Annotated in this window: 23 protein-coding genes; 20 read left to right on the top strand and 3 right to left on the bottom strand. The window is 46.9% G+C overall.

Features of this window, described 5'->3' with window-relative positions; translation table 11 throughout:
• Positions 1-34 precede the first annotated feature (34 nt).
• Positions 35-1816: a methyl-accepting chemotaxis protein gene (locus ACQ5DJ_RS07800; protein WP_429841939.1), complete on the top strand. Its 1782-nt coding sequence runs from the start codon at positions 35-37 to the stop codon at positions 1814-1816.
• Here the strand turns inward: ACQ5DJ_RS07800 and ACQ5DJ_RS07795 are convergent.
• Positions 1813-3303, bottom strand: a complete 1491-nt coding sequence (locus ACQ5DJ_RS07795; RefSeq protein ID WP_429841938.1) for an NCS1 family nucleobase:cation symporter-1 — start codon at positions 3301-3303, stop codon at positions 1813-1815. The two genes, ACQ5DJ_RS07800 and ACQ5DJ_RS07795, sit on opposite strands and share 4 nt — an antisense overlap.
• A 223-nt stretch (positions 3304-3526) precedes the next feature.
• On the opposite strand from ACQ5DJ_RS07795, the gene ACQ5DJ_RS07790 reads away from it, so the two are divergent.
• From ACQ5DJ_RS07790 to ACQ5DJ_RS07720, 15 genes are all read left to right on the top strand, one after another.
• Positions 3527-5137, top strand: coding sequence for an ATP-binding protein (locus ACQ5DJ_RS07790; RefSeq protein WP_429841937.1), 1611 nt, complete (start codon positions 3527-3529; stop codon positions 5135-5137).
• A gap of 32 nt (positions 5138-5169) precedes the next feature.
• Positions 5170-5823: a response regulator gene (locus ACQ5DJ_RS07785; RefSeq protein ID WP_429842015.1), complete on the top strand. Its 654-nt coding sequence runs from the start codon at positions 5170-5172 to the stop codon at positions 5821-5823.
• A 147-nt stretch (positions 5824-5970) separates the two neighbouring features.
• On the top strand, positions 5971-7029 hold the full coding sequence (locus tag ACQ5DJ_RS07780; protein ID WP_429841936.1) for a tripartite tricarboxylate transporter substrate binding protein: 1059 nt from the start codon (positions 5971-5973) through the stop codon (positions 7027-7029).
• Positions 7030-7076: 47 nt separating this feature from the next.
• Positions 7077-7544, top strand: coding sequence for a tripartite tricarboxylate transporter TctB family protein (locus ACQ5DJ_RS07775; RefSeq protein ID WP_429841935.1), 468 nt, complete (start codon positions 7077-7079; stop codon positions 7542-7544).
• Positions 7545-7561: 17 nt separating this feature from the next.
• Positions 7562-9088 carry a tripartite tricarboxylate transporter permease gene (locus ACQ5DJ_RS07770; RefSeq protein WP_429841934.1) on the top strand — a complete coding sequence of 509 codons (1527 nt, stop codon included), beginning with the start codon at positions 7562-7564 and terminating at the stop codon, positions 9086-9088.
• Between the two features lie 109 nt (positions 9089-9197).
• Complete coding sequence (locus ACQ5DJ_RS07765) at positions 9198-9788, top strand: GNAT family N-acetyltransferase (RefSeq protein WP_429841933.1); 591 nt, start codon at positions 9198-9200, stop codon at positions 9786-9788.
• Positions 9789-9882: 94 nt separating this feature from the next.
• On the top strand, positions 9883-10299 hold the full coding sequence (locus ACQ5DJ_RS07760) for a DUF3054 domain-containing protein (protein ID WP_429841932.1): 417 nt from the start codon (positions 9883-9885) through the stop codon (positions 10297-10299).
• Between the two features lie 55 nt (positions 10300-10354).
• Positions 10355-10486 carry a hypothetical protein gene (locus tag ACQ5DJ_RS07755; protein ID WP_255344520.1) on the top strand — a complete coding sequence of 44 codons (132 nt, stop codon included), beginning with the start codon at positions 10355-10357 and terminating at the stop codon, positions 10484-10486.
• Between the two features lie 86 nt (positions 10487-10572).
• Positions 10573-10935, top strand: coding sequence for a hypothetical protein (locus tag ACQ5DJ_RS07750; RefSeq protein ID WP_429841931.1), 363 nt, complete (start codon positions 10573-10575; stop codon positions 10933-10935).
• Positions 10919-11542, top strand: a complete 624-nt coding sequence (locus tag ACQ5DJ_RS07745; protein ID WP_429841930.1) for a thiamine phosphate synthase — start codon at positions 10919-10921, stop codon at positions 11540-11542. Before ACQ5DJ_RS07750 ends, ACQ5DJ_RS07745 begins: the two co-directional genes overlap by 17 nt.
• 3 nt (positions 11543-11545) lie before the next feature.
• Complete coding sequence (gene thiE / locus ACQ5DJ_RS07740) at positions 11546-12208, top strand: thiamine phosphate synthase (RefSeq protein WP_429841929.1); 663 nt, start codon at positions 11546-11548, stop codon at positions 12206-12208.
• Between the two features lie 87 nt (positions 12209-12295).
• Complete coding sequence (locus ACQ5DJ_RS07735; RefSeq protein WP_429841928.1) at positions 12296-13204, top strand: hypothetical protein; 909 nt, start codon at positions 12296-12298, stop codon at positions 13202-13204.
• 55 nt (positions 13205-13259) lie between these two features.
• Positions 13260-13583: an antibiotic biosynthesis monooxygenase family protein gene (locus ACQ5DJ_RS07730; protein WP_429841927.1), complete on the top strand. Its 324-nt coding sequence runs from the start codon at positions 13260-13262 to the stop codon at positions 13581-13583.
• A 360-nt stretch (positions 13584-13943) separates the two neighbouring features.
• Positions 13944-15470 (top strand): two-component system sensor histidine kinase NtrB, encoded by a 1527-nt coding sequence (locus ACQ5DJ_RS07725; protein WP_429841926.1) that lies wholly within the window; start codon positions 13944-13946, stop codon positions 15468-15470.
• A 191-nt stretch (positions 15471-15661) separates the two neighbouring features.
• A complete protein-coding gene (locus ACQ5DJ_RS07720) occupies positions 15662-16171 on the top strand; it encodes a hypothetical protein (protein WP_429841925.1) in 510 nt (169 codons plus the stop codon).
• A gap of 11 nt (positions 16172-16182) precedes the next feature.
• Here the strand turns inward: ACQ5DJ_RS07720 and ACQ5DJ_RS07715 are convergent, their stop codons facing one another.
• Positions 16183-16869 (bottom strand): response regulator, encoded by a 687-nt coding sequence (locus ACQ5DJ_RS07715; protein WP_429841924.1) that lies wholly within the window; start codon positions 16867-16869, stop codon positions 16183-16185.
• On the bottom strand, positions 16866-18101 hold the full coding sequence (locus ACQ5DJ_RS07710) for a sensor histidine kinase (protein WP_429841923.1): 1236 nt from the start codon (positions 18099-18101) through the stop codon (positions 16866-16868). Before ACQ5DJ_RS07710 ends, ACQ5DJ_RS07715 begins: the two co-directional genes overlap by 4 nt.
• 155 nt (positions 18102-18256) lie before the next feature.
• Here ACQ5DJ_RS07710 and ACQ5DJ_RS07705 point away from each other — a divergent pair, with 155 nt between their 5' ends.
• The 4 genes from ACQ5DJ_RS07705 to ACQ5DJ_RS07690 all read left to right on the top strand — a co-directional run bounded on the left by ACQ5DJ_RS07705 (position 18257) and on the right by ACQ5DJ_RS07690 (position 24565).
• Entirely contained in the window at positions 18257-18607 is a 351-nt protein-coding gene (locus ACQ5DJ_RS07705; RefSeq protein ID WP_017249086.1) for a MarR family winged helix-turn-helix transcriptional regulator, read from the top strand.
• Positions 18608-18730: 123 nt separating this feature from the next.
• Positions 18731-21868, top strand: coding sequence for an efflux RND transporter permease subunit (locus tag ACQ5DJ_RS07700; RefSeq protein ID WP_429841922.1), 3138 nt, complete (start codon positions 18731-18733; stop codon positions 21866-21868).
• A gap of 28 nt (positions 21869-21896) precedes the next feature.
• Positions 21897-23123 (top strand): efflux RND transporter periplasmic adaptor subunit, encoded by a 1227-nt coding sequence (locus ACQ5DJ_RS07695; protein WP_429841921.1) that lies wholly within the window; start codon positions 21897-21899, stop codon positions 23121-23123.
• A 731-nt stretch (positions 23124-23854) separates the two neighbouring features.
• Positions 23855-24565 (top strand): cytochrome c biogenesis CcdA family protein, encoded by a 711-nt coding sequence (locus ACQ5DJ_RS07690; protein ID WP_007727213.1) that lies wholly within the window; start codon positions 23855-23857, stop codon positions 24563-24565.
• Positions 24566-24584 lie beyond the last annotated feature (19 nt).

Genomic DNA, 24584 nt, shown 5'->3' with positions numbered 1-24584 from the left:
ATACCTATTTGACACAGGAAGGATTGCCGCAACGATGAGTCTATTACGTAACCTCAGCACCCGAGCCAAACTGTTTAGCTTGATTGTGATGATGGCGGTCTTTTTGTGTACGGTCGGATTCACCGGATATTTTCATGTGCAAGTCTCAGGTGAACGCATGCAGGCCATGTACGAAGAGCAGCTTCTTCCCGTTAAGTGGATTAACGACTGGAGACAAGAAATCCGCGCGATTGACGGATTGGTCTATAAAATGATTCTCGATCCATCTCCTGCGGTCTTTGCCGAATACAAAACGGAACTGGACTTACGGATGGAAACAGCAGACAAAACGTTCCAATATCTCCAAAACGCTAAGCTGGATGCACAAGAACAAGAAAGAGTGACGATGCTAAAGGAGCTCATCGAGCAGTATCGCAAAGACCAGAGCGAGGTCATGAAAATGATCCAGGAGGGGAAAGCGGATCAAGCCTATTCGTTTTATCGTGCAACGGATAAGACGCTGAATTGGATTAATCAGGAACAGCTCGAATGGGCGAATTACAAGTCAGAGCAAGCAGTCGCTATGCAAAAGAAAAACCAAGATGAGACTCAAGAAGCGATTACATTCTTGATCGTGGTTGGCATATTGTCGATCGTGATTGGGAGTGTATGGGGATGGATCATCTCCCGCATGATCGCTGATCCCCTTCTTGCTGTCTCCAGCCGCATGCAACAGTTGGCAAGCGGGAATATGGCGGTTGCTCCCGTCACCTACGTGACTCGTGACGAGGTAGGTACTCTTGGTACTGCGTTCAATGAATTAGTAACGAATTTCCGTTCATTGATTGAACAAGTAAAAGTGGCGGGTGAGCAAGTGGCTGCTTCCTCTGAGGAATTGTCAGCGAGTGCGGAGCAGTCCGCCTATGCAACAGAACAATCGATCAGCAGTGTGCAGCAAATTGCCTCTGCCTCCGAAGTACAGACGCAACGTACCCAAGAAAGTGTTCGTGTCATGGAAGAAATGTCGATTGCTATTCAGCGGATTGCTGATACGTCTGGAGCTGTTTCTGAATCATCGGCGCAGGCAGCAGAGGATGCGGAACAAGGAAACATTCATATTCAGCAAGCCGTTGATCAGATGAATACGATCTCCGACTCAGTGAATCACGCAGCAGATCTCGTGCAATTGCTCGGCGTACGGTCAGAAGCCATCGGCCAAATTGTTGATGTGATTACTGGAATTGCTTCCCAAACAAATCTGCTGGCGCTCAACGCAGCGATTGAGGCGGCACGTGCAGGAGAACACGGCAGGGGATTTGCTGTCGTGGCCGATGAGGTCCGTAAACTCGCAGAACAGTCAGAGGAATCTGCGCGAGAAATTGCCAGACTGATTGGGGAAATCCAGCAAGAAACCACGCAAGTCGTGCATGTCATGATGGATGGAACCCAAGAGGCGAAAAAGGGTGCAGAAGTCGTTCAAGAAGCGGGTGTCACCTTCCAACGTATCGTAGCGTCTTCTCAGGAGGTTGCGGGTCAAATTCAGGATGTATCCGCCGCGAGCGAGCAAATGTCGGCGAGCATTCAGCAAGTCGCATCTGCTATGGATGAGATGAATCGCCTCGCACAGGAAGCAGCCGTACATACCCAAGGAGTATCGGCGGGGGCAGGAGAACAGCTTGCCAGCATGCAAGAAATCGCCCGTTCCAGTGCGAATCTGAATGAGCTTTCTCAAGAGCTGCAAGAGTCCATCAGTCAATTCAATGGTAGAGTAAGTGATGAAACGAAAGACTGGCAAACCCAATGGGGCAGCCAGTCTTTTTTGGTAGCTTGCTATTAGGAAGCAATCGTTTGTTTGTTGTTTGCTGTGATTTTTTCATAATCATTAGCACTCAAAATCGAAGCGTCGTTTTTCATCATCCACGTGTAAAGCACGAGTGAAATCAGTAGCCCGATAGTCCAAGCGTTGTCCCAAATAATAGATAAGCCCGGAATGTATTTACTGATAAAAGGAATCGCAATCCCGATTAGCATCGCCCATATGGCTCTACCATTAAAGCCCGTTTTGTAGGCGTATATCCCGTTTGTTTTGTACAACTCTGTTAAATGAATGCGCCGCTTGCGCACGAGCCAATAGTCGGCAATGGCTATTCCGTCTATTGGGCCTAACAAGGCTCCATACGTTCCGAGCCATAAAAAGATGTAGTTCCCGAAGTTCTCTAGAATGTACCAAGGTTGCATCAAGAGCGACACGACCCCAGCGATGATGGCGCCAGCTTCATACGAGAAACGGCGAGGAGCCAGATTTTCCACTGCCCGGGCGGGAGCAACAATATTGGCTGCTACGTTGGTCGTCAATGTGGCAAGAATAATTCCAATCGTTCCGAGGAAAATGGCAAAAGGCGAGAATTTAGCCAACACGGCAGCAGGGTCCCATAACGCTTCTCCGTAAATCACGACGGTAGCAGAAGCGACAGCAACTCCGATGAACGAGAAGAAACCCATCGTAGTTGGTAATGAAGAGGATTGTCCGATGATTTGTGCTTTTTGACTTTTGGCATACCGACAGAAATCCGGAATGTTGAGGGCCATTGTTGCCCAAAAAGCAATGGCTCCCGTCAATGCTGGGAAGAAGACCTTCAAGAATTCTGCGTTAGTAGTGAATTTCGAAGGTGCCGAGAGCATCGGGCCCCATCCGCCTGCTTTCGTAAGCGCCCAGACGAGGATAGCCAAACTCATGATGATCAGGATGGGAGCAGCCCAAGCCTCCATTTTTTTGATCGCTTCGGGACCGCGATAAGCGACCCATACGTTTAACAGCCAAAAGCCAAAGAAGGATATCCAGAGATGTCCGGGAACATTCGCCCAGCCTGTCATCGACATGAGGAGTGTATCGATGGCAGCACCTCCGAACCAACAGTTGATGCCAAACCAGCCAGCACCAATCAAACCGCGTGCGACAGCAGGGATGTGCGCTCCTTTGGAGCCGAACCAGAGGCGCGCAAAAACTGGATAAGGAATGCCAAATTTCGTCCCGGCATGAGAGTTGAGAAGAATGGGAATAAGGACAATACAGTTGCCGAGAATGATCGTCAAAATGGCCTGCCACCAGTTCATACCCAAGGAAATTAACCCTGCCGCCATTGCATACGTCGGCAAACAGATCGACATACCGATCCACAAGCTAGCGAAGTTGTAAGATGTCCAGCTGTGCTCTGCCGTCCTCGTCGGCCGAAGACCTTCATTATAAAGCGGACTGTTCTTGATTGCCTCTTCGCCTTCTTTCGTCAGGGTAACAATTCCATTTGATACCGTCTGCGTCTTCATTTCTTTCCCTCCTTTGCTTTTCAAGATGTCTCGTATTCGGACAAGCGCCCTAGTTTGTCTTGAATACAAGTTGTAACATTATATTGGGGGAAAGAAGGCCTAATACCTGATTTTTCGTAGTTAAAAGACAAGCTATAACGACAAGTTTCACTATTGACAATGGGAATGATTCTACCTTTTTACCTAATTGGGATGGTAAGATGAAGCAAGGGGTGAGCGAGCTGTGACAACAAGCAAAATCCAAATGTCTTTGCAAACCAGAATGATCTTATTGATTACTATTGTCATTATTCTGATTGTTTCGTCAGTTGGAGCGGTGTTTTCTTCCATTGTTGCGTCTTCGATCGAAGAGCAGGTGGGCAAAAAAGCATTGAGTGTGGCAAAAATTGTTGCCAGCGATCCTGAGCTGCGTAGTGCTTTTTCAAGCGATTACCCTCCTGCGCTCATTCAACCCATCGCTGAAAACGTCCGGATTCAAACCGGAGCAGAGTTTGTGGTCGTGGGAAATCATGAGGGAATTCGGTATGCGCATCCGATTCCGGAGCGGATTGGAAAGAAAATGGTGGGGGGAGATAACGAGCCAGGACTCTCGCTTGGTCAATCTTACATATCGAAGGCTGTCGGCAGCATGGGACCATCATTGAGAGGGAAGGTGCCGATCAAAAATGACAAAGGGGACATCATCGGAATCGTATCCGTTGGGTTCCTGCTGGAAGATATCGAGGAGGCCATTGACCTCTATCAAGACCGCATATTGATCCTGACTCTTCTCGCCTTGTTGTGTGGTGTTGCTGGTGCCATTGCACTCAGTCGCTATTTAAAGCGCTTAATTTTGGGATTGGAGCCGGAGGAGATCGCCTCCTTGTACGTAGAGAGAAATGCTGTACTGGAGTCAGTCCGCGAAGGCATCGTGGCGATTGACCGCAATAATCGCATCACGATGATGAACAAGGCTGCCATTCGTATTCTGAATCTACCGGAAGAAGAGTTTCATCGTAAAGAAATTGTGGAAGTGCTACCAGACAGTCGGATGCCAGAAGTATTGGAATCAGGCGAACATCAATTAGATCGCGAGTCCATCATGAGCGGAAAAGAAATCATTGTGAATCGACTTCCGATCAAGTTCGGAGGGAAGGTCGTAGGAGTAGTCAGCAGCTTTCGTCCCAAATCGGAAATTGATCAGTTAGCTTCTGAGTTGTCCCAAGCGAGGCGTTATGCAGATGTACTTCGCGCCCAAACACATGAATTTCACAATTTGTTGTATACCATATCTGGTTTGTTACAGCTTGGTTCAATTCAGGAAGCGGTCGAGCTGATTACGAGTGAAACGTCATCACAGCAAGAGATGATTTTGTTTTTGGCGAAGCAAATTCCAGATCCGTTAATAGGGGCTTTGCTGTTAGGCATGCACAACCGAGCCAAGGAGTTGAAAATTCAATTCGTCATCCATCACGACAGTGATTTGAAGGAGCTCCCACCGACGATCAACCGACAACAGATCGTGGTTTTATTGGGGACACTGATCCAAAATGCGTTGGAAGCGGTCAATGAGCCAAGTGTCGAGTATAAACGAGTGGAGTGTTATTTGTCTGACACCGGCGATGAGATCATGTTCGAAATCGAGGACTCGGGACCGGGAGTTGTGGAAGAACTGCGAGAAAAAATATTCGAGCACGGTTTCTCAACGAAAAAAGGCGAAGATCGTGGAATTGGTCTGGCTAAGGCGCATGGAATCATTAACGAATTGGACGGCTATATTCTCATTGGTAAAAGCGAGCTAGGAGGTGCACTTTTCACAGTATCTCTACGCAAAAGAATGGAGGTGGCGTCTTGAGAAAGCTGGAGGTTCTCATCGTAGAGGACGATATGCGGATTATCGATATCAACAAGCGATTTGTCAGCAAGATTGAAGGTTTTGAAGTGATTGCAACCGCAACGAATGGGACGGATGCCAAAGAATTGCTGTCTTGTACACGCCCTCAGCTCGTTTTGTTGGATGTGTACTTGCCTGATATGCTGGGAACGGAGCTGGTCTGGTTTATCCGGCAACATTACCGCGAAGTAGATGTGATTATGATCACCGCAGCAAAGGAAATGGAAATGGTACAAGAAGCGCTACGCGGCGGAGTATTCGATTACATCGTCAAGCCGCTGGTTTTCGAGCGCTTTCGTGAACGGTTGGAAAGCTATCGGGAGCACGTCATTCGGACGAGAGAAGCTGTCGAGGTGGACCAGGAAGTCATTGACCAAATGCTGACCAGAAGGCTGGTCGCCCCGAAAAATCGAGATGCGCTTGCACCAAAAGGAATTGACCACTTAACTTTGGAAAAAGTGATCGAGGCGATCAGACAGACGGGAGACAAAGGGGTCTCGGCGGAGGAAATTGGCCGCGAGATTGGAACTAGTCGAACAACGGCACGACGGTATTTAGAATACTTGGTCCTGGAAAAAAAGGCGCGTGCTGAATTGATTTATGGCACAGTTGGCAGACCGGAAAGAAAATATCGTTATCTTCCATAATGTTCCATGAACAATATGAACAAAAAGTGGTTAATTTTCAAAATAGACCTTATGCACGAAAACTATTCCCCTAGCTACCGCGGTGGTACATTATGTTCAAGCGTGATAGCGCTTACAAATAAGCGGGTCAAGGGGGATATTTGTTTGATGAAAAGAAAAAAAGTGCTAATCACAGTGTCCACTTTTCTTACACTAGCATTGGCTGCTTGTGGTGGAGGTACTGGAAATACGGGAACAGCAAGTCCAGGAGCACAACCAGCACCAGCAGGGCAGCCTGCCGCAGAGGCATCAAAATACCCACAAAAGCCGATCGTGTATGTAGCTCCATCCGGTGCAGGTGGGGGATGGGATAAGACAGCTCGCTCCGTAGCAAAGGTGTTGGCGGAAAGCAAGCTGGTTACGGAAACCATCACGGTAGAAAATAAGCCAGGTGGTGGGGGAACCGTGTTCTTGGCTGAGTATGTAAGCAAGGACAAAGGCAATCCTTATAAATTATTCGTTAGCTCTCCTCCTATCTTAATTAACAATAATAAAAAAGAGGGGAACAGCCCATTCGGCTACAAAGATGTCACACCATTGGCGCAAATGACGAAAGATTTCGGCACCCTCGTTGTGAAAGCGGATTCACCTCACAAGGATATCAAGAGCGTGCTGGACGCAATCAAGGCTGATCCAAGCAAAATTACACTGGCAGGGGGTTCTGCGCCAGGATCGATGGATCATCTGATCGGCGTTATGCCAGCAGCCAAATATGGAATTGATCCGAAAAGCGTAAAATACGTCTCTTATGATGGCGGCGGAGAAGCAATGGCAGCCTTGTTGGGAGGCAATGCGGATATCATTGCAACAGATGCTTCCAGCGTGGGTGAATATCTGAAAGCAGGTAAAATCCGCGTACTGGGCGTTACTTCTGATGAACGTCTCGGCGGCAATTTGAAAGACATCCCGACGTTAAAAGAGCAAGGCATTGATGCGACGTTCACGATTTGGCGCGGTGTCTTCGGTCCGGCTGATATGCCAGCAGACGCAAAAGCTTACTGGGATGCAAAGCTGAAAGAACTTTCCACGCATGAGACATGGACAAAAGAATTGGCTGCAAACGGTTGGGAAAGCGAGTACAAGGACGCTGCTGCTTTCTCAGCATTCCTGGACGAACAAGATAAGCAGGTCAAAGAACTGTTGACATCACTTGGTATGTTGAAGTAGGACGAGGAGGGGCATCCCCTCCTTTTTCCACACCTTAGGAGGTATACATGAACCTGATGTTTGATCGTATCGGCAGCCTGTTTTTTGCGCTAATAGGTGCACTCTTCATTGCTGAAAGTCAAAATATTTCGTCTAGTGCATACGGAAGTCAGGTTGGGCCGAATATGTTTCCATTTGGGCTCGGCGTCATCCTGATCTTGTTGAGCTTGCGACTGTTGTGGGAGACCTATAAGAAAGGCGTGGCTGCTTCTTCAACCGAGTCGCAGGGTCCACTGCGATACAAGCGGTTTTTGTTCATTTTGGCAGCGACAGTCTTGTATGTATTGTTGTTGGAGAAACTCGGTTATGTCATCTCGAGCTTCGCTTTCCTTCTGTATGCCTTCACCATGATGGGAAGTAAAAATATTCTTAAATCGGGAATCGTTTCCTTACTGTTTTCAGTAGGCGTTTATGTCATCTATGTGCATTTGCTAAGAGGTACGCTTCCAGGACTACCTGCCTGGCTAGGCGTCTAGGAAGGGGATAGAGTAGTATGAGTGCATTGCAATTTTTGGCGGATGGTTTTCTCGTTGCCTTACAGTGGCATAATCTTGTCTTTGCCTTTATTGGCGTCCTGATCGGTACTGCGGTAGGGGTCCTTCCTGGCATTGGTCCCATGAGCGGAGTGGCGTTATTGATGCCCGTTACGGCTTCCTTGACTTCTGGCTTACCTCCTGAAAGTGCGGCGGCTAGCGCACTGATTTTGTTGGCAGGTGTTTACTATGGTGCAATGTACGGTGGTTCCACAACATCCATTTTGTTAAATACGCCGGGTGAATCCTCCTCTGTCGTTACGACATTGGACGGCTATCAGATGGCCAAGCAGGGACGTGCTGGCGCTGCGTTGTCGATTGCAGCGATCGGTTCTTTTGTCGCGGGCCTCGTGGCGTTGATTGCTCTTGTATTTTTGGCTGATCCATTATCCGATCTCGCTTTGAAATTCGGCCCTGCTGAATATTTCTCCCTGATGCTTCTCGGCTTGTGTGCGGTCAGCGGACTAGGGGGGAAGTCGATGACCAAAGCCCTTATTATGACAGTCATGGGACTATTGCTTGCGACAATAGGGATGGATACCGTTTCGGGTGTGGCTCGGTTTACCTACGAAATTCCCGATTTGTACCAAGGCTTGGAGTTCCTCACGATAGCAGTTGGGTTGTTTGCTCTTGGAGAAGTGTTCAAGACGATTATCGAAGACGACCAATCCACAAAGGAAATTATTAAAGTAGGGCGGGTACTGCCCTCCAAGCAAGACTTAAAAGAAAGTGCCGGACCGATTACACGCGGCTCGTTGCTCGGTTTTTTCATTGGTGTTTTGCCTGGTGCTGGCGCGACTCTCGCATCCTTCTTCTCGTATATTTTTGAGAAAAAGCTGAGCAAAGATCCAAGCCGCTTTGGAAAAGGTGCGATTGCAGGTGTAGCAGCACCGGAGTCTGCAAACAATGCTGCTTCTGGCGGTGCGATGATTCCACTATTGACGTTGGGTATTCCAGGGTCCGGTACCACTGCAATTTTAATGGGTGCATTATTGATGTATAACGTACAACCGGGGCCGCTATTGTTCAGTGATCATCCGCAGATTGCCTGGGGCTTGATTGCGAGTATGTTTATCGGAAATGTGATGCTGTTGATTCTTAACATGCCATTAGTGAAAGTGTTTGCCAAAATCATCGAAACACCGTCTCATTTCCTGATTCCATTCATCATCGCGATTTCTGTTTTCGGTGTGTACGCAGTGCAAATCAGTACGTTTGATTTGATTTTGCTTGTGATTTGTGGGGTAGCTGGCTATTTCCTGACGAAAAACGATTTTCCACTGGCACCACTCGTCCTCGGCCTTGTGTTGGGACCGATGATTGAAAATAATATGAGAAGAGCATTGACCACCTCGAATGGCGACTTCTCGATCTTCTTTACGAAGCCGCTTTCCGCTTCTTTTCTGGTTTGTGCGCTTCTGTGGTTGCTGATCCCTCTCTTCCTAAAGCGCAGAGGGAAGCAAGTCATTATCAGTGAAGAAGCGTAACACCCTACTATTTGTCTTGACAGTTTCCTCTCGAGCCCGTATCATTGGAAAAATTTCGGGAAACTGTTCTGCTTGATGGATGTAGCAGAACAGTAGAGGAGAGACAGACATGTTAAACATTGAACCTGTAAATTTGGGAGGCAGGCTCGTCCGATTGGAGCCGCTCAGAATGGCGCATGTGGACGGAATCTGGGAAGCCGGCGCATACGAGGAGATTTGGTCGCATATGTCCGTTACCATTCGAACGAGAGAAGATGCTCAGTCTTTTATCCTGCAAGCTTTAGAAAATGAACAAGCCCAAACAGAATTGCCATTCGTTATCCTTCGCCAAGAAGATAAGCAGATCATCGGGAGCACGAGATTTTTAGGGATAGCGCAAAAGGATCGCGGATTGGAAATCGGGTTTACATGGCTGACCCCATCGGTTTGGAAAACGGGCGTCAATACAGAATGTAAATGGCTCCTCCTGCGCCACTGCTTCGAACAACTGGGGTGTATACGCGTGCAGCTCAAGACAGATTCGCGCAATTTGAATTCGCAACGTGCCATTGCCCGAATCGGTGGCATTCGAGAAGGAGTCCTGCGCAATCATATGGTGATGCCAGATGGATACATTCGCGACTCGGTATACTTCAGCATACTCGACCGTGAATGGCCAGAAGCCAAGGAAAAGCTGCAATTGTTGCTGTTTGGTGAATAAAGGCTTGGATTGATTGAAGGGCGTTCAGCGCATGTGTACAATAGGGGTGAACCAAGAGGGTTAACTCTGACAAGACCCGGAAAAGAGGGTATCTATGAGACTGCGTTTGTCGCCACCGGGCTATTTATTGTTGCTCGGGGATCTGATCGCCTTTGTGCTTTTTGTTTATTACGGAAAAATCATTCATAACTACCCTGTCACGGTCATGGGAATAATCGAAACATTAGCCCCTTTCCTCGTGGGATGGATCATCACGATTCTGCTTTTCAAGAGCTACGGAAAGCGAACGTATGAATCTGCGGGACGACAATTATTATCGGCACTGATTACGTGGACAGTAGCTGCACCAATTGGTTTACTGATCCGCTCCTGGTGGACAGGTGTGCCGACGACGCTTATTTTTGCAGGTGTGACTTATTTCATTACGTTGGCCTTTTTGCTCGGGTGGCGTGTACCGTTCGCCATCGGATACGCGACCTACAAACGCAAGAGACTACTCGCAACCAGCTAATAAAGTGACCCGAATTGGTTACGCTATCCTATGAACGACTTAGGAGGTGAATCAATTGGGAAAGAACAACAACAGCAAGGACCTCGGAAAAAACCGTGGCAAAACGCTGGATGAAAAAGATCGCAACACAAATTTACGACAATCGAACCATAATGATCGAAATGAAGGAACTGCAAAAGACCGCTGAGCAATCAGCGGTTTTCTTCATTCTTAATACAGGTCATGATGTGATATAATAGATTTTGTTTTTTTCTAGTGAGTGGAGGGAAACGTATGACGGAACCGATGCAGAATGTACAGCCGGTGACCTTGTCGTCACAGGCGTTTTTACTTTTGTGCAGACTATATGATGGCTGCTATGACGATTTGAAGAAAAATGAGCAGTTTCACGAACTCGTGGAGTCCATCGGTGATATTTTGCTGGCGGGCGTGGAGACATTGGAGAAACAAGAAGCCAAACCGAAAAATATTACCTTTCCACTTACCGTACAGCAAGCATTTTTCTTGCGTAGGCTCGTGGTTGAGCTGTTGGCTCAGTCGCCGACAGACAAAGAAGACCGAACGACGCAATGGCTGCAGGAGTGTGTGACAGCACTCGCTGGAGGCGGTGTCCAACCTGATGTCAAGCACTCGTGAGCTGCATGTGATTACGAGCGGTCGACATTCGCTTGATGAGGTATTGCGAATGGCAGAAGCTGCTTATGCAGGTGGTATGAACTTTTTACACATACGGGAAAAGCAACGTGCCGCAAAGGAATGCATGGACTGGGTAAAGGCATTGGCGAATGTCATCCCCCTTTCGTCCTTGATCGTGAATGATCGGGTGGACGTAGCTGCTGCTTCAGGTTGTGCAGGTGCTCACCTGGCATACCATAGCCTGTCTCCTGTGGAAGCGAGAATGGTACTGAAAACTGGTCAAAAAATAGGGCGTTCTGTCCATTCCGTGGAGGAAGCACAGCAAGCTATTACCGCACAAGTCGATTATTTGCTCTACGGACATATTTTTGCGAGTGGTTCGAAGCCGGGCCTTGCGCCAAAAGGAACAACAGAGCTTGTGCAGATAACAGCACGATGGGATACACCGATCATAGGGCTCGGTGGCGTCACACCGGAACGGACGGAGCAAGTTTTGGAGGCCGGGTGTACGGGCATTGCTGTTTTATCGGGGATCACCGATGCAACTGATGCCAAGTTAGCAGCTAGCGCTTATCGAGAGGCATTGGATCGTTGGGAGGGAGAATAAAGCATGCGAGATATACAAAGACTTCGGGAAAAAATGGGTGTATACTTTGTCGTTGGTACGCAAGACTGCGGGTATTCCAGCGAAAAGACCGTGCAAATTGTGGAAGCAGCATTGCGTGGAGGAGTGGGCACGCTTCAGTTGCGTGATAAAGGAAGCAAGCTAACTGCTGAGGAACAATATGAGCTGGGCAGACAACTGCAGCAGCTATGCCGTGACCATGATACCGTATTTTTTGTGAATGACGATGTGGGTCTGGCGATTCGCTTGCAGGCTGACGGTGTCCATGTCGGACAAGATGACATGGTGTTGTCGGAGGTACGAGCCAAAGTTGGCTCCGAGATGTACATCGGAGTTTCGGCAGGTACGGTCGAAGAGGCGCTCGCTGCCCAGAACGGTGGCGTTGATTGTATCGGTGTAGGAGCGATGTTCGCTACCCGTTCCAAGGCAGATGCTGGCGAGCCAATCGGACCAGTGGGGCTAAAGGAGATCCGTAAGGCAGTCGGTAATAACTTGCCTATCGTCGGAATTGGTGGCATTACCCTTGAAAATGCTTCTGAAGTGCTTGCTGCCGGGGCTGATGGAGTCGCGATTATCAGTGCGATCAGCCAGGCCGATTCTCCTGAAGTAGCAGCGCAAACTCTACAGCGGATTGTACGATCTCGTTAGCACGGACAAAGCGACGATTACATAAGGTAGGGTAATAGAAACAAACCAGGATGATGCAATTTTGGCGATCAAAAGGAGGTGAAGCCGATGAAAAATCGGATTTACCGTATCGGATATGAATGGGTGAGCAAACGGGAATTGCTCGAGCGATTGTTCATGACCGACTGCATTCTTATCGAACACAAGCGAATGCATCCCCCACCGGAGGATCAAGATACGGAATTGCCACCAGAAAAGGAAGTTCATGCTGTTTTGGTTCGCAGCCAGCGCCGCCCAGGCGAATGGGTGACGTTTAACGGGCTATACGAAATACAGTCGAGAGAGCCAATCCCTTGGATAGATTCACCGTTGGAGTACCATCAATTCGGAGTAGAATTGATTCCTGGGAATATTCGCAGGGAAAAGGCACCTCAAGGCAGGATACCCGCTAAAACCAAGCTGCAGATCGCAGCTGTGCGACAAGATACGGTATTTGTCACAGTTCCTGGGCATCCATCTCGGCGTTACGAAATGTCGTTGGCTCACGCGCGTTTTGCCAAGGATAACCCGACAGAATTGGAAATGAGGCTGCAAGTATACGCTTTTCCTCCACGCAATGATATTTTTGTGGATTGGTTATTGAAAGAAGGGCGTAAATCAGGAATCATTACGCGCCCCAATCAGGAAAGGGTAGAAAAATCAGCTTTTCAGGTGTGGGAGGATCTACGCCAAGAATACGGCATTAGTGTCAGTGCGGCATTGATTGCGATTAAACAGGCACTCATTGTTCTGGATCGTGCTGGTGTCGAAACTGACTTCCCATACCCGGCCCAAGAGCGATCGGATTTATCATTGTTCAGCGAATCGGAGCGAGAGGCCTTTTATTCCTACCAATCCGTTCGATGTGCGATGGCCGCTGTCGCTGCGCTTCTGACGGTAGACCCCAAAGATCCATTGCAGGATACACTCTTGATGGATATCATGCTCGAGCAACAAATCAACCGCAGGCGCGAATAGCGTTTGCGGTTATTAGGTTTTTCACCAAAAGTAGTAGTATAATGGGAGTTGGTAGATGAATCCAATGAAAAAAGGATGTGTGACCATCATGTATGTATCCATGAACAGACTGACTGTACCAGCAGACTACCAATCCCACTTGGAACGCGCATTTGGTAATGGAGGAGAACGGATGAAGGAGGTTCCGGGTTTTTTGGAGTTCCTTTTCCTGGCACCTACGGAAGGTGACGAATACATCGTTCTTACGAAATGGACCGATGAGGAATCGTTTAAAAATTGGACAGAAAGCGAAGCTTTTAAGCGCGCACATACAGGAACCAATCCAAATAGCCCGGTCAAATCGGATTTGCGCAATTACGCTGTCAAATCCCATTCATAAAGCGAAAGCATTTGTCTCTACGGGGGCAAATGCTTTTTGGATGATTGAATAATAAACATACTTTACCTTTTTATGCTCGATCGTGATATGATAGAAAATGTTGGGAAAGCGTTTTCAGTCAAACATGATCAGGAGGTGAAGGTGTCCGAAAAAGGCAATAGGACACGCGCGATAATAGGATGCTAGCCGAGATTGTTTGTCTGTAAGGAGAAGAAGAGAACCTGATTGGATGGTGTCATTCTCTGCACCAGGATATCATCATGCCGCTTTACATCTTGTCTCATTTACGTCCATAATAGAGCCTATACATACTTGGAAAAATAGCCTCAATGAAGCACGGAGAAAAGGAGCCAGAGTGTTTTGAAAAATCGAATAAGTAAGTATCTTACTCATTTGGTCCCTGCGGCGGTGGCCAAGACGTTTTCCTTTCTTTCAGATCATCATTACTCTGCTTTGCTTCTAGAAGACCGCGAAAATACAGAGGCTTTGTTTGTTCAGCAAATCACGAAATGGATTGAAGTAGTAAAAGTGATCGACACGTATGCATTCGAACGAGAATTGAGCGAAATTGCGTACAAATTTTCGTTGCTTGGAATGAATCTTACGTATTTACAGCAATTTTTGCGCAAGTGTCGAGACGTTATTATGGAAGAAATGGATAACAACGTATTTTCTCTTGCTACGACGGAAATGGAGCGAGTAGAGCTTTTGCAAGGACAGATTCGTCTCTATCAATCGATGGACTACATTTTGCATCAAATGGACGATGTCTTCAACAAAAATTCGCTTCAATTTCCAGTTGAAAAAACACAAACTTCTCCTGCAAGTTCGGTCAAAGGAGAAGATGTTACAATGCTCGCTGAACAGGAGCTTGTTCAATTGGTTCTGCAGTCCAGTGATATTGCCGTCTTGATGATCGATCGCCAGTTAAGAGTCATTGAAGCGAATTACGCTGTCTGTCATTTATTTGGCGTAGATCGAAATCAACTCATTGGTCAAAATATTGATCATGCCCTTCGCCCGCATATAAGCGAGCGTTTTGTTCAGTGGGTAATTGAAAGAGGGCAGTCCGGCCATTATGTTGCGGAATACAGAGGCAAATGGACGACAGTGAGTACGAGTCCCATTTATTACGGTGGCGAGATGTGGGGAGCGATCGCTGTTCTTCGGAATGTTACGGAAAGCAAAAAGTACGAAGAAGAATTGAGCAAACGAGAAGCGCTGGCAGCCGTTGGGCAGCTGGCTGCTGGGATGGCGCATGAGATTCGGAATCCGCTGACGGCCATCAAGGGCTTCATTCAGTTGTTGCGGGAGCAAGGGGAAGCAAATCGTAGTGAATCTTATTTTTCAGTCATCTTAACAGAAATTGAACGCATTGATGGGCTATTGAACGATGTCCTTGTTTTGGCCCGGTACAGGGATGATAAAATCGTATCGGAACGTTTCTTAGTGATGGACGAGTTACATGGAGTCATTCGTTTACTGGAGCCAGAAGCGAATCGAAGAGGAATCAAGCTAGAGCTAGACATTGCACAAGGCGAGTGGCATGTGTTTGGTCATCGTTCGCGAATCAAGCAAGCCATTTTGAACATCTTGAAAAATGCGCTTGAAGCATTGATGACCCAAGGCAACCTCGTTCATGTGAAAGTGTACTCATCTCTCAATCAAGTCATCATTGTTGTGGAAGACAACGGACCTGGCCTATCAGATTCATGCCTGCAAAATTTATTCGTTCCTTTTTATACGACAAAACAAGAGGGAACGGGGTTAGGTTTGTCTACGACCCAACGTATCATCGCGGATCACGGTGGCGAACTCTATGCGGAAAACTCTCCCAACCTGAAAGGAGCTCGTTTTGAGATTCGTTTACCTCTTTCCATTTCCTAAAAAAACAAAAAAGGATCGTGACTGTAGACGGATCGATTATCCGTCTTTTTTATGTTCGGATGAGCGGATGGTCCTATTCACGAAAAAGTTGCAAGTCTTTCGAATCAATCTCTTTGTAAGTTGTTGTCAAGGCGTGTCGATCAGTGGAATAATTTACAAAACGGTTACAATTTGAACGGAGTTGAACAACGGTGATTCGGATGCTGAAAAAAAACGAAACGAGGTGGAGCTACTGGGAAGTTTGGTATGAGGAAACGGAGCACCTTTACACTGTTCATTACGGAAATGTAGGGGAAATTGGCGAATATTTTGCTGTTGTAGCGGAGCAGATCGAGGGAAGGCCTGACGAGGTTTTGCAGAGCTGGGCAGAAGAGATGAAAGAAAAAGGATATCAGGTCATGAAAGAGAACGATTTCCATCCGATGATCATTCGCTTTCCCCATTTGTGTGAGTCAGAGATTGAGATGCGCTATTTGATCGAACAGCTGTTGGACGAATGCTTGGGAAAGACAGGGAATGGCCACAGCGACGGTGGGGAAGACAGCGAGAGGACGTTGGCAGTGATTTGCCGGGTGATCGATACGAAGAAAGCGGCTGCCGCCGTATTTGAAGCGATGTCTAGCGCACAGCTGGTCAAAGGGTTTTCCATCAGCATAAAGCAGGAGGATGGGAACTTGATTCCACTTAGTCCTCCTGCCTGAAACTGTCTGATTTATTTCACGATTTTGTGTCGCAGAGCTTTTGCAACTGCCTGGGTACGGTCCTCAACGCCCATTTTTTGCAAAATCCGATGCACGTGTGTTTTTACAGTGCCTTCTGATATAAACAAGTTTTGCGCAATCTGATCATTTCGATAGCCATCTGCGATCTGTTGAAGAACATCCAACTCTCGATCCGTTAGTTCATCTAGCAAGACTGATTGGGAAGAAGTAGTCGAATCAGGTGTCTCACGTTGACCTTGCAGAGCTTCGGCAAGGGCTTTTGCAGCTGTCACGGTGTGGAAGAGGGCTTCTCCTTGGTGAGCTCTGCGAATAAGGTCAAGCATTTCCTGAGAGTCGGCATCCTTTAGCATATAGCCGACGGCTCCAGCACGAATCCCTTCCACCACATAATTGTGATTGTCAAAGGTGGTAAGAATCAATACTTTTGTGCGAGGCTGCTGCAGCATGATTTCTCTTGTAGCCTCAATACCAGACTTGTTGGGCATCTGAACATCCATTAAGACAACATCTGGTGCGAGGGTGCCAATCAGTTCGACAGCTTCCACGCCATCGGAAGCTTCTCCAATTACTTCCATATCAGATTGCATTTGAATGACATAACCCAAACCTTGACGAATCATGGTTTGGTCATCTACTAGGACCACGCGAATGGCTCCTTCTTTTTGTTTACTGGTCATGTTCGCATGCTCCTTTCAGGTTCAGTCTGGCGAATCGGAAAGCTGAAATCGAGTTGGAATCCGTGAGGCTCTCGAATGCGATACGAGAGAGTTCCGTTCAATAACTGAATTCGTTCAGATATGCCAGTTAGGCCAAAGCCAGGTTTGATTTTTTGGTCGCTCGTGATGCTTCCATCGTCTCGAATGGACAACAAAAGGATGTCCTTCTTTTGTTCAATGATGACGAGAATTTCTTTTGCGTCAGAATGGCGTAGGGAATTGGTAATCGCTTCTTGCAAAATTCGATAAAACGTTATCGTCATTTCTTGAGAGAGCGGAATGTCAAGGTCGGAGCATATCAGCTCCATTTTTATACCTGTATGCTTTTGAGCCTGTGACAAGAGAGCTCGCAGAGGCGTAAGTCCCAAGGAGGTTTTATCTAGGGCCAATGTATGGACAGACGTGCGAATATCCTCCAGACTTTGCTTGGCAACACCGAGCATGTTGCGCACGGCTTCTTGTGCGTTGTCAGGTCCATCCTGCAACATATACTTCAAGGCATGTAGCTGGACAATGAGTGAGGTCAAACTATGGCCCAATGCATCGTGAATATCACGGGCAATTCTCGTTCGCTCCTCCAGAACCGCTACTTGAAGGGAATGAAGCGCTGCTTCTTGAAGTTGTGAGTGCGCCTCTTGCAATTCAGTATGTGCTTTTTGCAACTGCTCCAGGTGCTGTTGGTTGGTTTCGTATGCTTCTGTTTGAATCCGATAGCCACGTGCGCCGATATAGCAACCCACATACGTCAGAATATAAGAGATGATGTGCGTGAATTTCAGGTTTTCTTCAAAATATAAAAAAAGCGTACTGCACGTACCAAAAAAAGTAGCATAAGCCAACGCACGGCGTCCATGAATGTGAAACCCGATAAAAACAGCGAGTGGGAGCATCAAGCCGAAGCCCTCTCCACCCAAGATGAGAGACTTAAGTAACGAGACAATTCCAAGCACGACTGTCACTAACTCGAATTGGAAAGGCTTCCATTTTTTCTTGGAAGTCCAAAATACCACAAGGTAACAAATAAATAGTACAATGGTAAGAGAAAATTGTAACGGAGTTTCCCGTTTAAACGAATCAGGGAGCAAAGCTAATACAATTAAGATGGAAAACCACATGATCAGTAAACGTTTTTGTATGGCTTTCATCATTATCTTCAACAATGAGAAGTCCTTCTTTCTCTGCCGAATAATCACTTAACTTCATTCTAGCATGCGTTGTCGTCTATCTCCAGATAGATAAATCCCTGTCAGAAATCTACCCCTGGGTAGACTTCACTACATATACATTTCAGTAGAATTGTTTTTGGGAAATAAACGATTAGTTATGGGTGTGAAGTGGTTAAGTAAGGATGGCAAGGGAGGTTCTCATGAAAGAACTGATTCAGTTGGCAAAACTCCTGCAAGAAGCCAGTGTTTTGTTTACCACGATTTCTGAGCAAGAGCTGGATACAAGCGATGTAACCTGGCAACAGGTCTTGATTCTGGAGCAGCTTGGAAATGGACCAAAAACGATGGGGGACATAAGTAAGACTGTCGGTCTTTCATACAGCACAACTTCCGGTCTCATTAACCGGTTGGAGCAGGAAAAACTGGTACGCAGGTTCCGAGACCAATCAGATCGACGAGTTGTGTGGGTGTCACTGACAGAGCGTGTATACCAACAGCGAGATGTGAAATGGGGAAATTCACAAACCGTTTAAAAATGGTTTCATCCCTTGATATTTCGTTAAACGAAATGTTAATCGAGGTTCACCTTATTCATTTCGTCAAGCGAACTATTACTCACAAGAAATTAGCAGATATATAAAGAAGAGGTGAGTGGATTGAATCTTTCTGAACTATCGATTAAACGCCCGGTCACCATGATTATGTTGACTCTGGCCATGCTGATTTTTGGTTTCGTTTCACTGCCTCGCTTGTCGATTGATCTCATGCCGGATCTTAACTTCCCGGTTGCTGTCGTGGTTACATCCGTTGACGGCGGATCTCCGAGTGAGGTAGAAAAACTTGTAACGAAACCGATTGAGGACGCACTTGCAACGGTATCCGATTTAGATAGTATACAATCGGTATCGATGGAAGGCGCTTCGCAGGTTATCCTCATGTTTAACTGGGGGACAGACCTTGATCAGGCGACTCTCGACATGCGGGAGAAGGTAGATCAGGTTCGTGGCTCCTTGCCTGACTCAGCTAGAGCGCCACGCGTTCTGCGTATTGACCCGAACAGTACACCGATCATTGAGTTTGCGGTGACGGGTGAGCAAGATATCAACAAATTGAAAAAAATGGCAGAGGATATGATCCAATCACGCCTGGAGCGTATTGATGGGGTCGCATCTGCTTCCATCAGCGGCGGACAAAGCCGGATCATCGATGTTACAGTAGATCCAGCCAAACTAGCGGCGTATGGACTGTCACTTGACCAAGTTCAGCAAGCTCTACAGAGTAGCAACTTGTCAGGTTCCGGTGGTGCGGTACGCGAGGGTGACGCCAAACTCAACATCCGTGTACAAGGTGAGTTTGCCGATGTCGAACAAATCGCGCTGACACCAATCTCTGTTGGAGGAAACTCCATCAGGCTCAGCGACATTGCCCAAGTAAAAGACACACATCAAGATGTAACGCAAATGAGTTACGTAAATGGAACACCTAGCTTGGGTATTAAAGTAACAAAAGCTTCTGGCGGAAACACCATTGAGGTAGCAGATGATGTAAAAGCTGAGCTGGAGAAAATCAAAAGCGAGCTTCCAGAAGGCGTAGAAATCATTACGACTCTGGATACATCCATCTACATTAAGGATTCCGTTTACACCACCGCTGAACATGCCCTGTTGGGTGGCGGTATCGGTATGATCTTGCTGTTCTTCTTCTTAGGCAGCTTGCGATCCATGGTCATTGCGGTCATCGTTCTTCCAGTATCGATCGTTGCTACGTTCTTGTTGATGTACATGACTGGTCAGACGATCAACCTGATTTCCCTCTCCGGTTTGACATTGGGATTGGGATCATTGATTGACTTTGCAGTTGTTATGCTCGAGAATGTTTTCCGCCATCGAGAACAGGGAAAAGGCATGATGGAAGCCGCCTTGGATGGTTCCAAAGAAGTAGGTACGGCAGTTATGGCTTCGGCTTTGGCGCAAATTTGCGTATTCTTGCCGATTGCCCTCACAGAAGGTATTGCCTCTGAGTTGTTTGGACCACTTGCATTGACGGTTGTTTACTCACATATTGCGGCGCTTGTATTCTCTATCTTGCTCGTGCCTATGCTGAGTTCGAGAATTTTGAACAAAATTCCGTCGCATACACATCATGAGAACTATCGTGGAATCAATCCTGTTACTTGGTTCAACATTGGATTTAGCAAAGTAGAAAAAGGCTACCAAAGATTGTTAAAATGGTCATTGGGCCATCGTAAAACGGTCATGATTTCTTCGGTCGTTATGATGGTGGGCTCTCTCGCATTGACTCCATTGATCGGGGCAGAATTTATCCCGGCGATGGACCAAGGTCAAGTAAATATCTCTATCAAAATGCCAAATGGTACCGTTCTGGCTGAAACAGAAAAAGTAACCAGACAAGTAGAAGAAATTGTTAACACGGTACCGGAGAAGAAAATTGTTGCGACTTCGGTTGGCAGCAATGCATCACCAATAGCGAGCACATTGTCATCCAATCAGGGCACGATCAGCCTGATGCTGGTAGATCTGGACCAGCGCACGCGTTCCTCCAATGAAGTTGTGATGGATCTCCAGGAAAAGCTGAAAGGTATTGCTGGACCTGAAATCAAGGTAAGCGCACCATCTGGTATGACTACGGGTTCCCCAATCCAACTAAAGGTTAGTGGGGATGATCTGGCCGTATTGAAAGACATTAGTGGTATCATTAAAGGTGAAATTGAGAAGGTACCAGGTACAAGTAACGTAACAACCAGCTTGGAAGAATCAAGACAAGAGCTGGAAGTGAAGATCGATGCAGAGAAAGCGAGCCTATACGGATTGACGACAGGACAAATTCTCTCCAGTGTTCGCACTTCCTTCCAAGGTCAAACGGTAACGTATTATCGTACAGGTGATGACGAGATTGACGTCAACCTCAAGCTGCCGAAAGAGTTTCAGGAAGATATCAACTTCTTGAACAATATGCGTATTTCCGCTCCAGGTGGAGCACAGATCGCGCTGACCTCAGTTGCGACTATCAGTAAGGTAGATGTGCCGGTTTCGATTAACCGTGCCAACTCCAGCCGTGAAGTTCAAGTAACGAGTGATTTGGCAGGGCGTGACCTGAGCTCTGTCACACGGGAAGTGCAAGAGAAAATCTCGAAGCTGAATCTCCCGGACGGCTACACAGTCGATTTTGGCGGGCAAAGCGAAGAAATGATGGAATCATTCACTAGCCTTGCTCTCGCGATTGTACTGTCAGTTGTGCTTCTCTATATGGTAATGGCAGCGCAGTTTGAATCGCTCTATACCCCATTTATCATCATGTTCTCTGTGCCACCGACCGTTACAGGCGTTCTGCTTGGACTATTGGCGACAGGCACAACGATCAGCGTTGGGGTTTTGATCGGGTACATTTTGTTGATTGGTCTGGTCGTGAATAACGCGATTGTATTGATCGACTACGTGAACCAATTGCGTGCAAAAGGTATGGAACTGTATGATGCGATCCTGCATGCAGGACCGATTCGTCTACGTCCGATTTTGATGACAACACTCACCACGATTCTGGCGATTGGACCGCTTGCATTCTCTGGCGGTGCCGGATCTGAGACAAATGCACCAATGGCCGTGACAGTTATTTTCGGTCTTGGATTCTCTACACTGATTACGCTGGTTCTGGTTCCTGTCGTTGCTTCTTGGTTTGACGATTTAGGGAAAAAGAGACGCTTGAAGCGCCAGTTAAAGCTAGAAAAGAAACTAGAAAAGAAACAAAAGAAAATTAATCCCGCTTTGGAATCGTAATACGTTTGTGGGAAGAGGAGGGACATACATGAAACTAAATAAAAAACCCGTCATTTTGGCATTGCTGGCTATCACGCTAGTGGCAGGATGCTCCAGCCCGCAAGCGGTAACGCCGCCTACGGAAACGGTGGAAGCGACAACCCCTGTACAGGTGGAAACTGTTGCAACGGGCACAGTTGTATCAGATTCTGGTCTCACGGCAAAGCTGGCACCGAGTGAGGAAGTGCAAGTCTCCCCGAAAATGGGTGGGAAAATTTCTTCCCTGCCAGTGAAACTGGGACAATACGTGACAAAAGGTCAAGTATTGTTTACGCTCGATGAAAAAGATCTGGTGAACAGTGTTAAACAAGCAGAAGCAGCCTACAACGTATCAAAAGCGAGCTTAAACCAGGCAGGCAGCAGCTCGGATCAAGGCTTAGTCCAAGCGAAAAATAGCCTGAAGCAGGCAGAAACTGCACTTCAGGATGCAAAAGTAAACCAACAGCGGATGCAACAGCTCTTTTCACAAGGAGCGATTTCCGCTCAGCAGATGGAACAAGCAAATTCCCAACTGACAACGGCACAGACCTCTTATGATAACGCACAGCAGGGAGTGCAATCTGCTGGACAAAAAACAAGTGTGCAAGTTTCCGAAGCATCTGTACAGCAAGCGCAAGTAAGCCTGCAAAATGCGCGTGAGCAATTAGCGAATGCGACAGTAACGTCTCCGATCAACGGATATATTTCCAGCGTAAATGGCGCAGTTGGTCAAATGGCAGGTCAGCAGCCGGTTGTGGTTGTCGTTAACACGAACCCACTTCTGGTAAAAGCGAATCTGTCAGAAGCAGACATCACAAAAGTAAAAGTAGGAACTACCGTAAAAGTAAACGTACAATCGACAGGAAAAACGATTGATGCCAAAGTAACGGCGATGAGCCCGGTAATGGATACGCAGCTCAAGGCATATCCAGTGGAGATTACGATTCCAAACCCATCCAATGAGCTGAAGTCCGATATGGTAGTGAATGTAACCTTCCCATTGGCTGGGGAAAGTGGAGCAAAATCGATCGTTGTAACGCGCGGTGCAGTCTTTGATCGCGATGGTAAACAGTATGTATTCAAGCTGGAAGGTGACATTGCAAAACTAGTAGAGGTCACTACAGGCAAATCCTCCAGTGATCAGATCGAAATTTTGACAGGCTTGTCTGCCGGCGATAAGATCGTGGTAAAAGGGCAAACACTGCTTCAAGATGGTGGCAAAGTCACTATTCAGTAAAAAAGTATAGCCGGGAAGGGGCGGAGTACATCCGCCTCTTTTTTGTGTACAATGGAAGTATTCGTCTCACTATTCCAAAAGGGAGGTGTCGCACCTGAAGGGAATCTGAATGAGTTGCTTTGCGCTCAGGAGGAAGAAATACTTGCATGCTTTCGATTATGCGCGGAAGAACAGAGCGTGTTCCGTTAAAAAGAAGATAAATGGAGGGTAAAGGAAGTTCTCGGCCATATTATGGATACAGAGCGAATCATGAGCTATCATTTGCTGTGTGCTTCCCGTGGAGACAAGACACCCTTGCCAAGGCATGTCAGTCTTACGAATTTTGACCGCTGATCACTTGTCGATTTACTTGAGGAGTATCGGATTGTGCGCGCATCTACTCGAGCACTGGTAAAAGGGCTTACGGAAGAAGAGTTGAGTCGGTCGGGTGTGATTATTCAGGACAAGACAACTGCAGCTGCATTCGTCTATTTTATCCTTGGGCATGCTGCTCTCTACATGTCTTCCGAGAAAAGTACATGTCACATTTGTCACAAATCTGAACTTTTTTCTAAAGTGGACCAGATTTATCCATCCAATTGTTACGTTTTGTGCCGAGTTTTAAGACATAATGAATATTATGTAAAGTAAAATGTCACGGATTTAAGGCAAAGTGTGATTGCTACTGTTGAAGGGGGAAAAGATTCGATACAATGAGAAGATAGTGGATAAAATACCCACCGGAGGTACATATGACTGGCGATATTACTGTGTTTTTGGCTTTTGCAGCAGGTTTCCTCTCGTTTATTTCTCCTTGCTGCCTGCCGCTTTATCCGTCCTTTTTGTCTTACATAACTGGGGTTACGGTTGATGAAGTGAAGAAAGGGAGAGCTGTTTTTCGCAAGCAAGCCTTCTTGCATACCTTTTTCTTCATAGTCGGGTTTTCGATCATTTTCGTTGCGCTCGGGCTGTCTACATCTTGGATCGGAAGCTTGTTCACCGACCAACAGGACTTGATTCGTCAACTGGGCGGTATTTTACTTGCTGTCATTGGTTTGGTTATGCTTGGCGTGTTTAAAATGGACTGGATGATGCGTTCTTTTAAAATCGATTTAAAATCGAGGCCATTGGGGTATACTGGGTCCATACTGGTGGGAATGACGTATGCAGCTGGATGGACACCTTGTGTGGGACCAATTCTTTCTGGGATTATCGTCATGGGCGTTTCCAATCCTTCAAGTGCTTTGGCTTACACATTGGCGTATACGCTCGGATTCGCCATTCCGTTTTTTGTCATGACGTTCTTCATCAGTAAGGTGAACGCGATTGTGAAGTATTCCGACCTGTTTATGAAAATCGGAGGAGCCATTATGATTTTGTTTGGTATTCTTCTGTATACAGATAAACTGACGGATATTACACGTGTTCTCATTCAAATGTACGGAGGCTTTACGGGATTCTAACTCAGTAGGGCAGAGGTGA

The organism is Brevibacillus sp. FIR094 (assembly GCF_050477165.1).
Classification (GTDB): domain Bacteria; phylum Bacillota; class Bacilli; order Brevibacillales; family Brevibacillaceae; genus Brevibacillus.
Note: the sequence above shows the minus strand (reverse complement) of the source record. Positions and strands in the feature narration are given on the sequence as shown.

What these genes read in the sequence shown, in the direction of transcription:
- ACQ5DJ_RS07765 (WP_429841933.1), top strand. Translation starts at nt 9,198, where the DNA reads ATGTTAAACATTGAACCTGTAAATTTGGGAGGCAGGCTCGTCCGATTG.
- ACQ5DJ_RS07745 (WP_429841930.1), top strand. Translation starts at nt 10,919, where the DNA reads ATGTCAAGCACTCGTGAGCTGCATGTGATTACGAGCGGTCGACATTCG.
- ACQ5DJ_RS07800 (WP_429841939.1), top strand. Translation starts at nt 35, where the DNA reads ATGAGTCTATTACGTAACCTCAGCACCCGAGCCAAACTGTTTAGCTTG.
- ACQ5DJ_RS07770 (WP_429841934.1), top strand. Translation starts at nt 7,562, where the DNA reads ATGAGTGCATTGCAATTTTTGGCGGATGGTTTTCTCGTTGCCTTACAG.
- ACQ5DJ_RS07715 (WP_429841924.1), bottom strand. Translation starts at nt 16,869, where the DNA reads ATGACCAGTAAACAAAAAGAAGGAGCCATTCGCGTGGTCCTAGTAGAT.
- ACQ5DJ_RS07730 (WP_429841927.1), top strand. Translation starts at nt 13,260, where the DNA reads ATGAATCCAATGAAAAAAGGATGTGTGACCATCATGTATGTATCCATG.
- ACQ5DJ_RS07705 (WP_017249086.1), top strand. Translation starts at nt 18,257, where the DNA reads ATGGCAAGGGAGGTTCTCATGAAAGAACTGATTCAGTTGGCAAAACTC.
- ACQ5DJ_RS07780 (WP_429841936.1), top strand. Translation starts at nt 5,971, where the DNA reads ATGAAAAGAAAAAAAGTGCTAATCACAGTGTCCACTTTTCTTACACTA.
- thiE (WP_429841929.1), top strand. Translation starts at nt 11,546, where the DNA reads ATGCGAGATATACAAAGACTTCGGGAAAAAATGGGTGTATACTTTGTC.
- ACQ5DJ_RS07690 (WP_007727213.1), top strand. Translation starts at nt 23,855, where the DNA reads ATGACTGGCGATATTACTGTGTTTTTGGCTTTTGCAGCAGGTTTCCTC.
- ACQ5DJ_RS07735 (WP_429841928.1), top strand. Translation starts at nt 12,296, where the DNA reads ATGAAAAATCGGATTTACCGTATCGGATATGAATGGGTGAGCAAACGG.
- ACQ5DJ_RS07785 (WP_429842015.1), top strand. Translation starts at nt 5,170, where the DNA reads ATGCGGATTATCGATATCAACAAGCGATTTGTCAGCAAGATTGAAGGT.
- ACQ5DJ_RS07795 (WP_429841938.1), bottom strand. Translation starts at nt 3,303, where the DNA reads ATGAAGACGCAGACGGTATCAAATGGAATTGTTACCCTGACGAAAGAA.
- ACQ5DJ_RS07760 (WP_429841932.1), top strand. Translation starts at nt 9,883, where the DNA reads ATGAGACTGCGTTTGTCGCCACCGGGCTATTTATTGTTGCTCGGGGAT.
- ACQ5DJ_RS07750 (WP_429841931.1), top strand. Translation starts at nt 10,573, where the DNA reads ATGACGGAACCGATGCAGAATGTACAGCCGGTGACCTTGTCGTCACAG.
- ACQ5DJ_RS07695 (WP_429841921.1), top strand. Translation starts at nt 21,897, where the DNA reads ATGAAACTAAATAAAAAACCCGTCATTTTGGCATTGCTGGCTATCACG.
- ACQ5DJ_RS07775 (WP_429841935.1), top strand. Translation starts at nt 7,077, where the DNA reads ATGAACCTGATGTTTGATCGTATCGGCAGCCTGTTTTTTGCGCTAATA.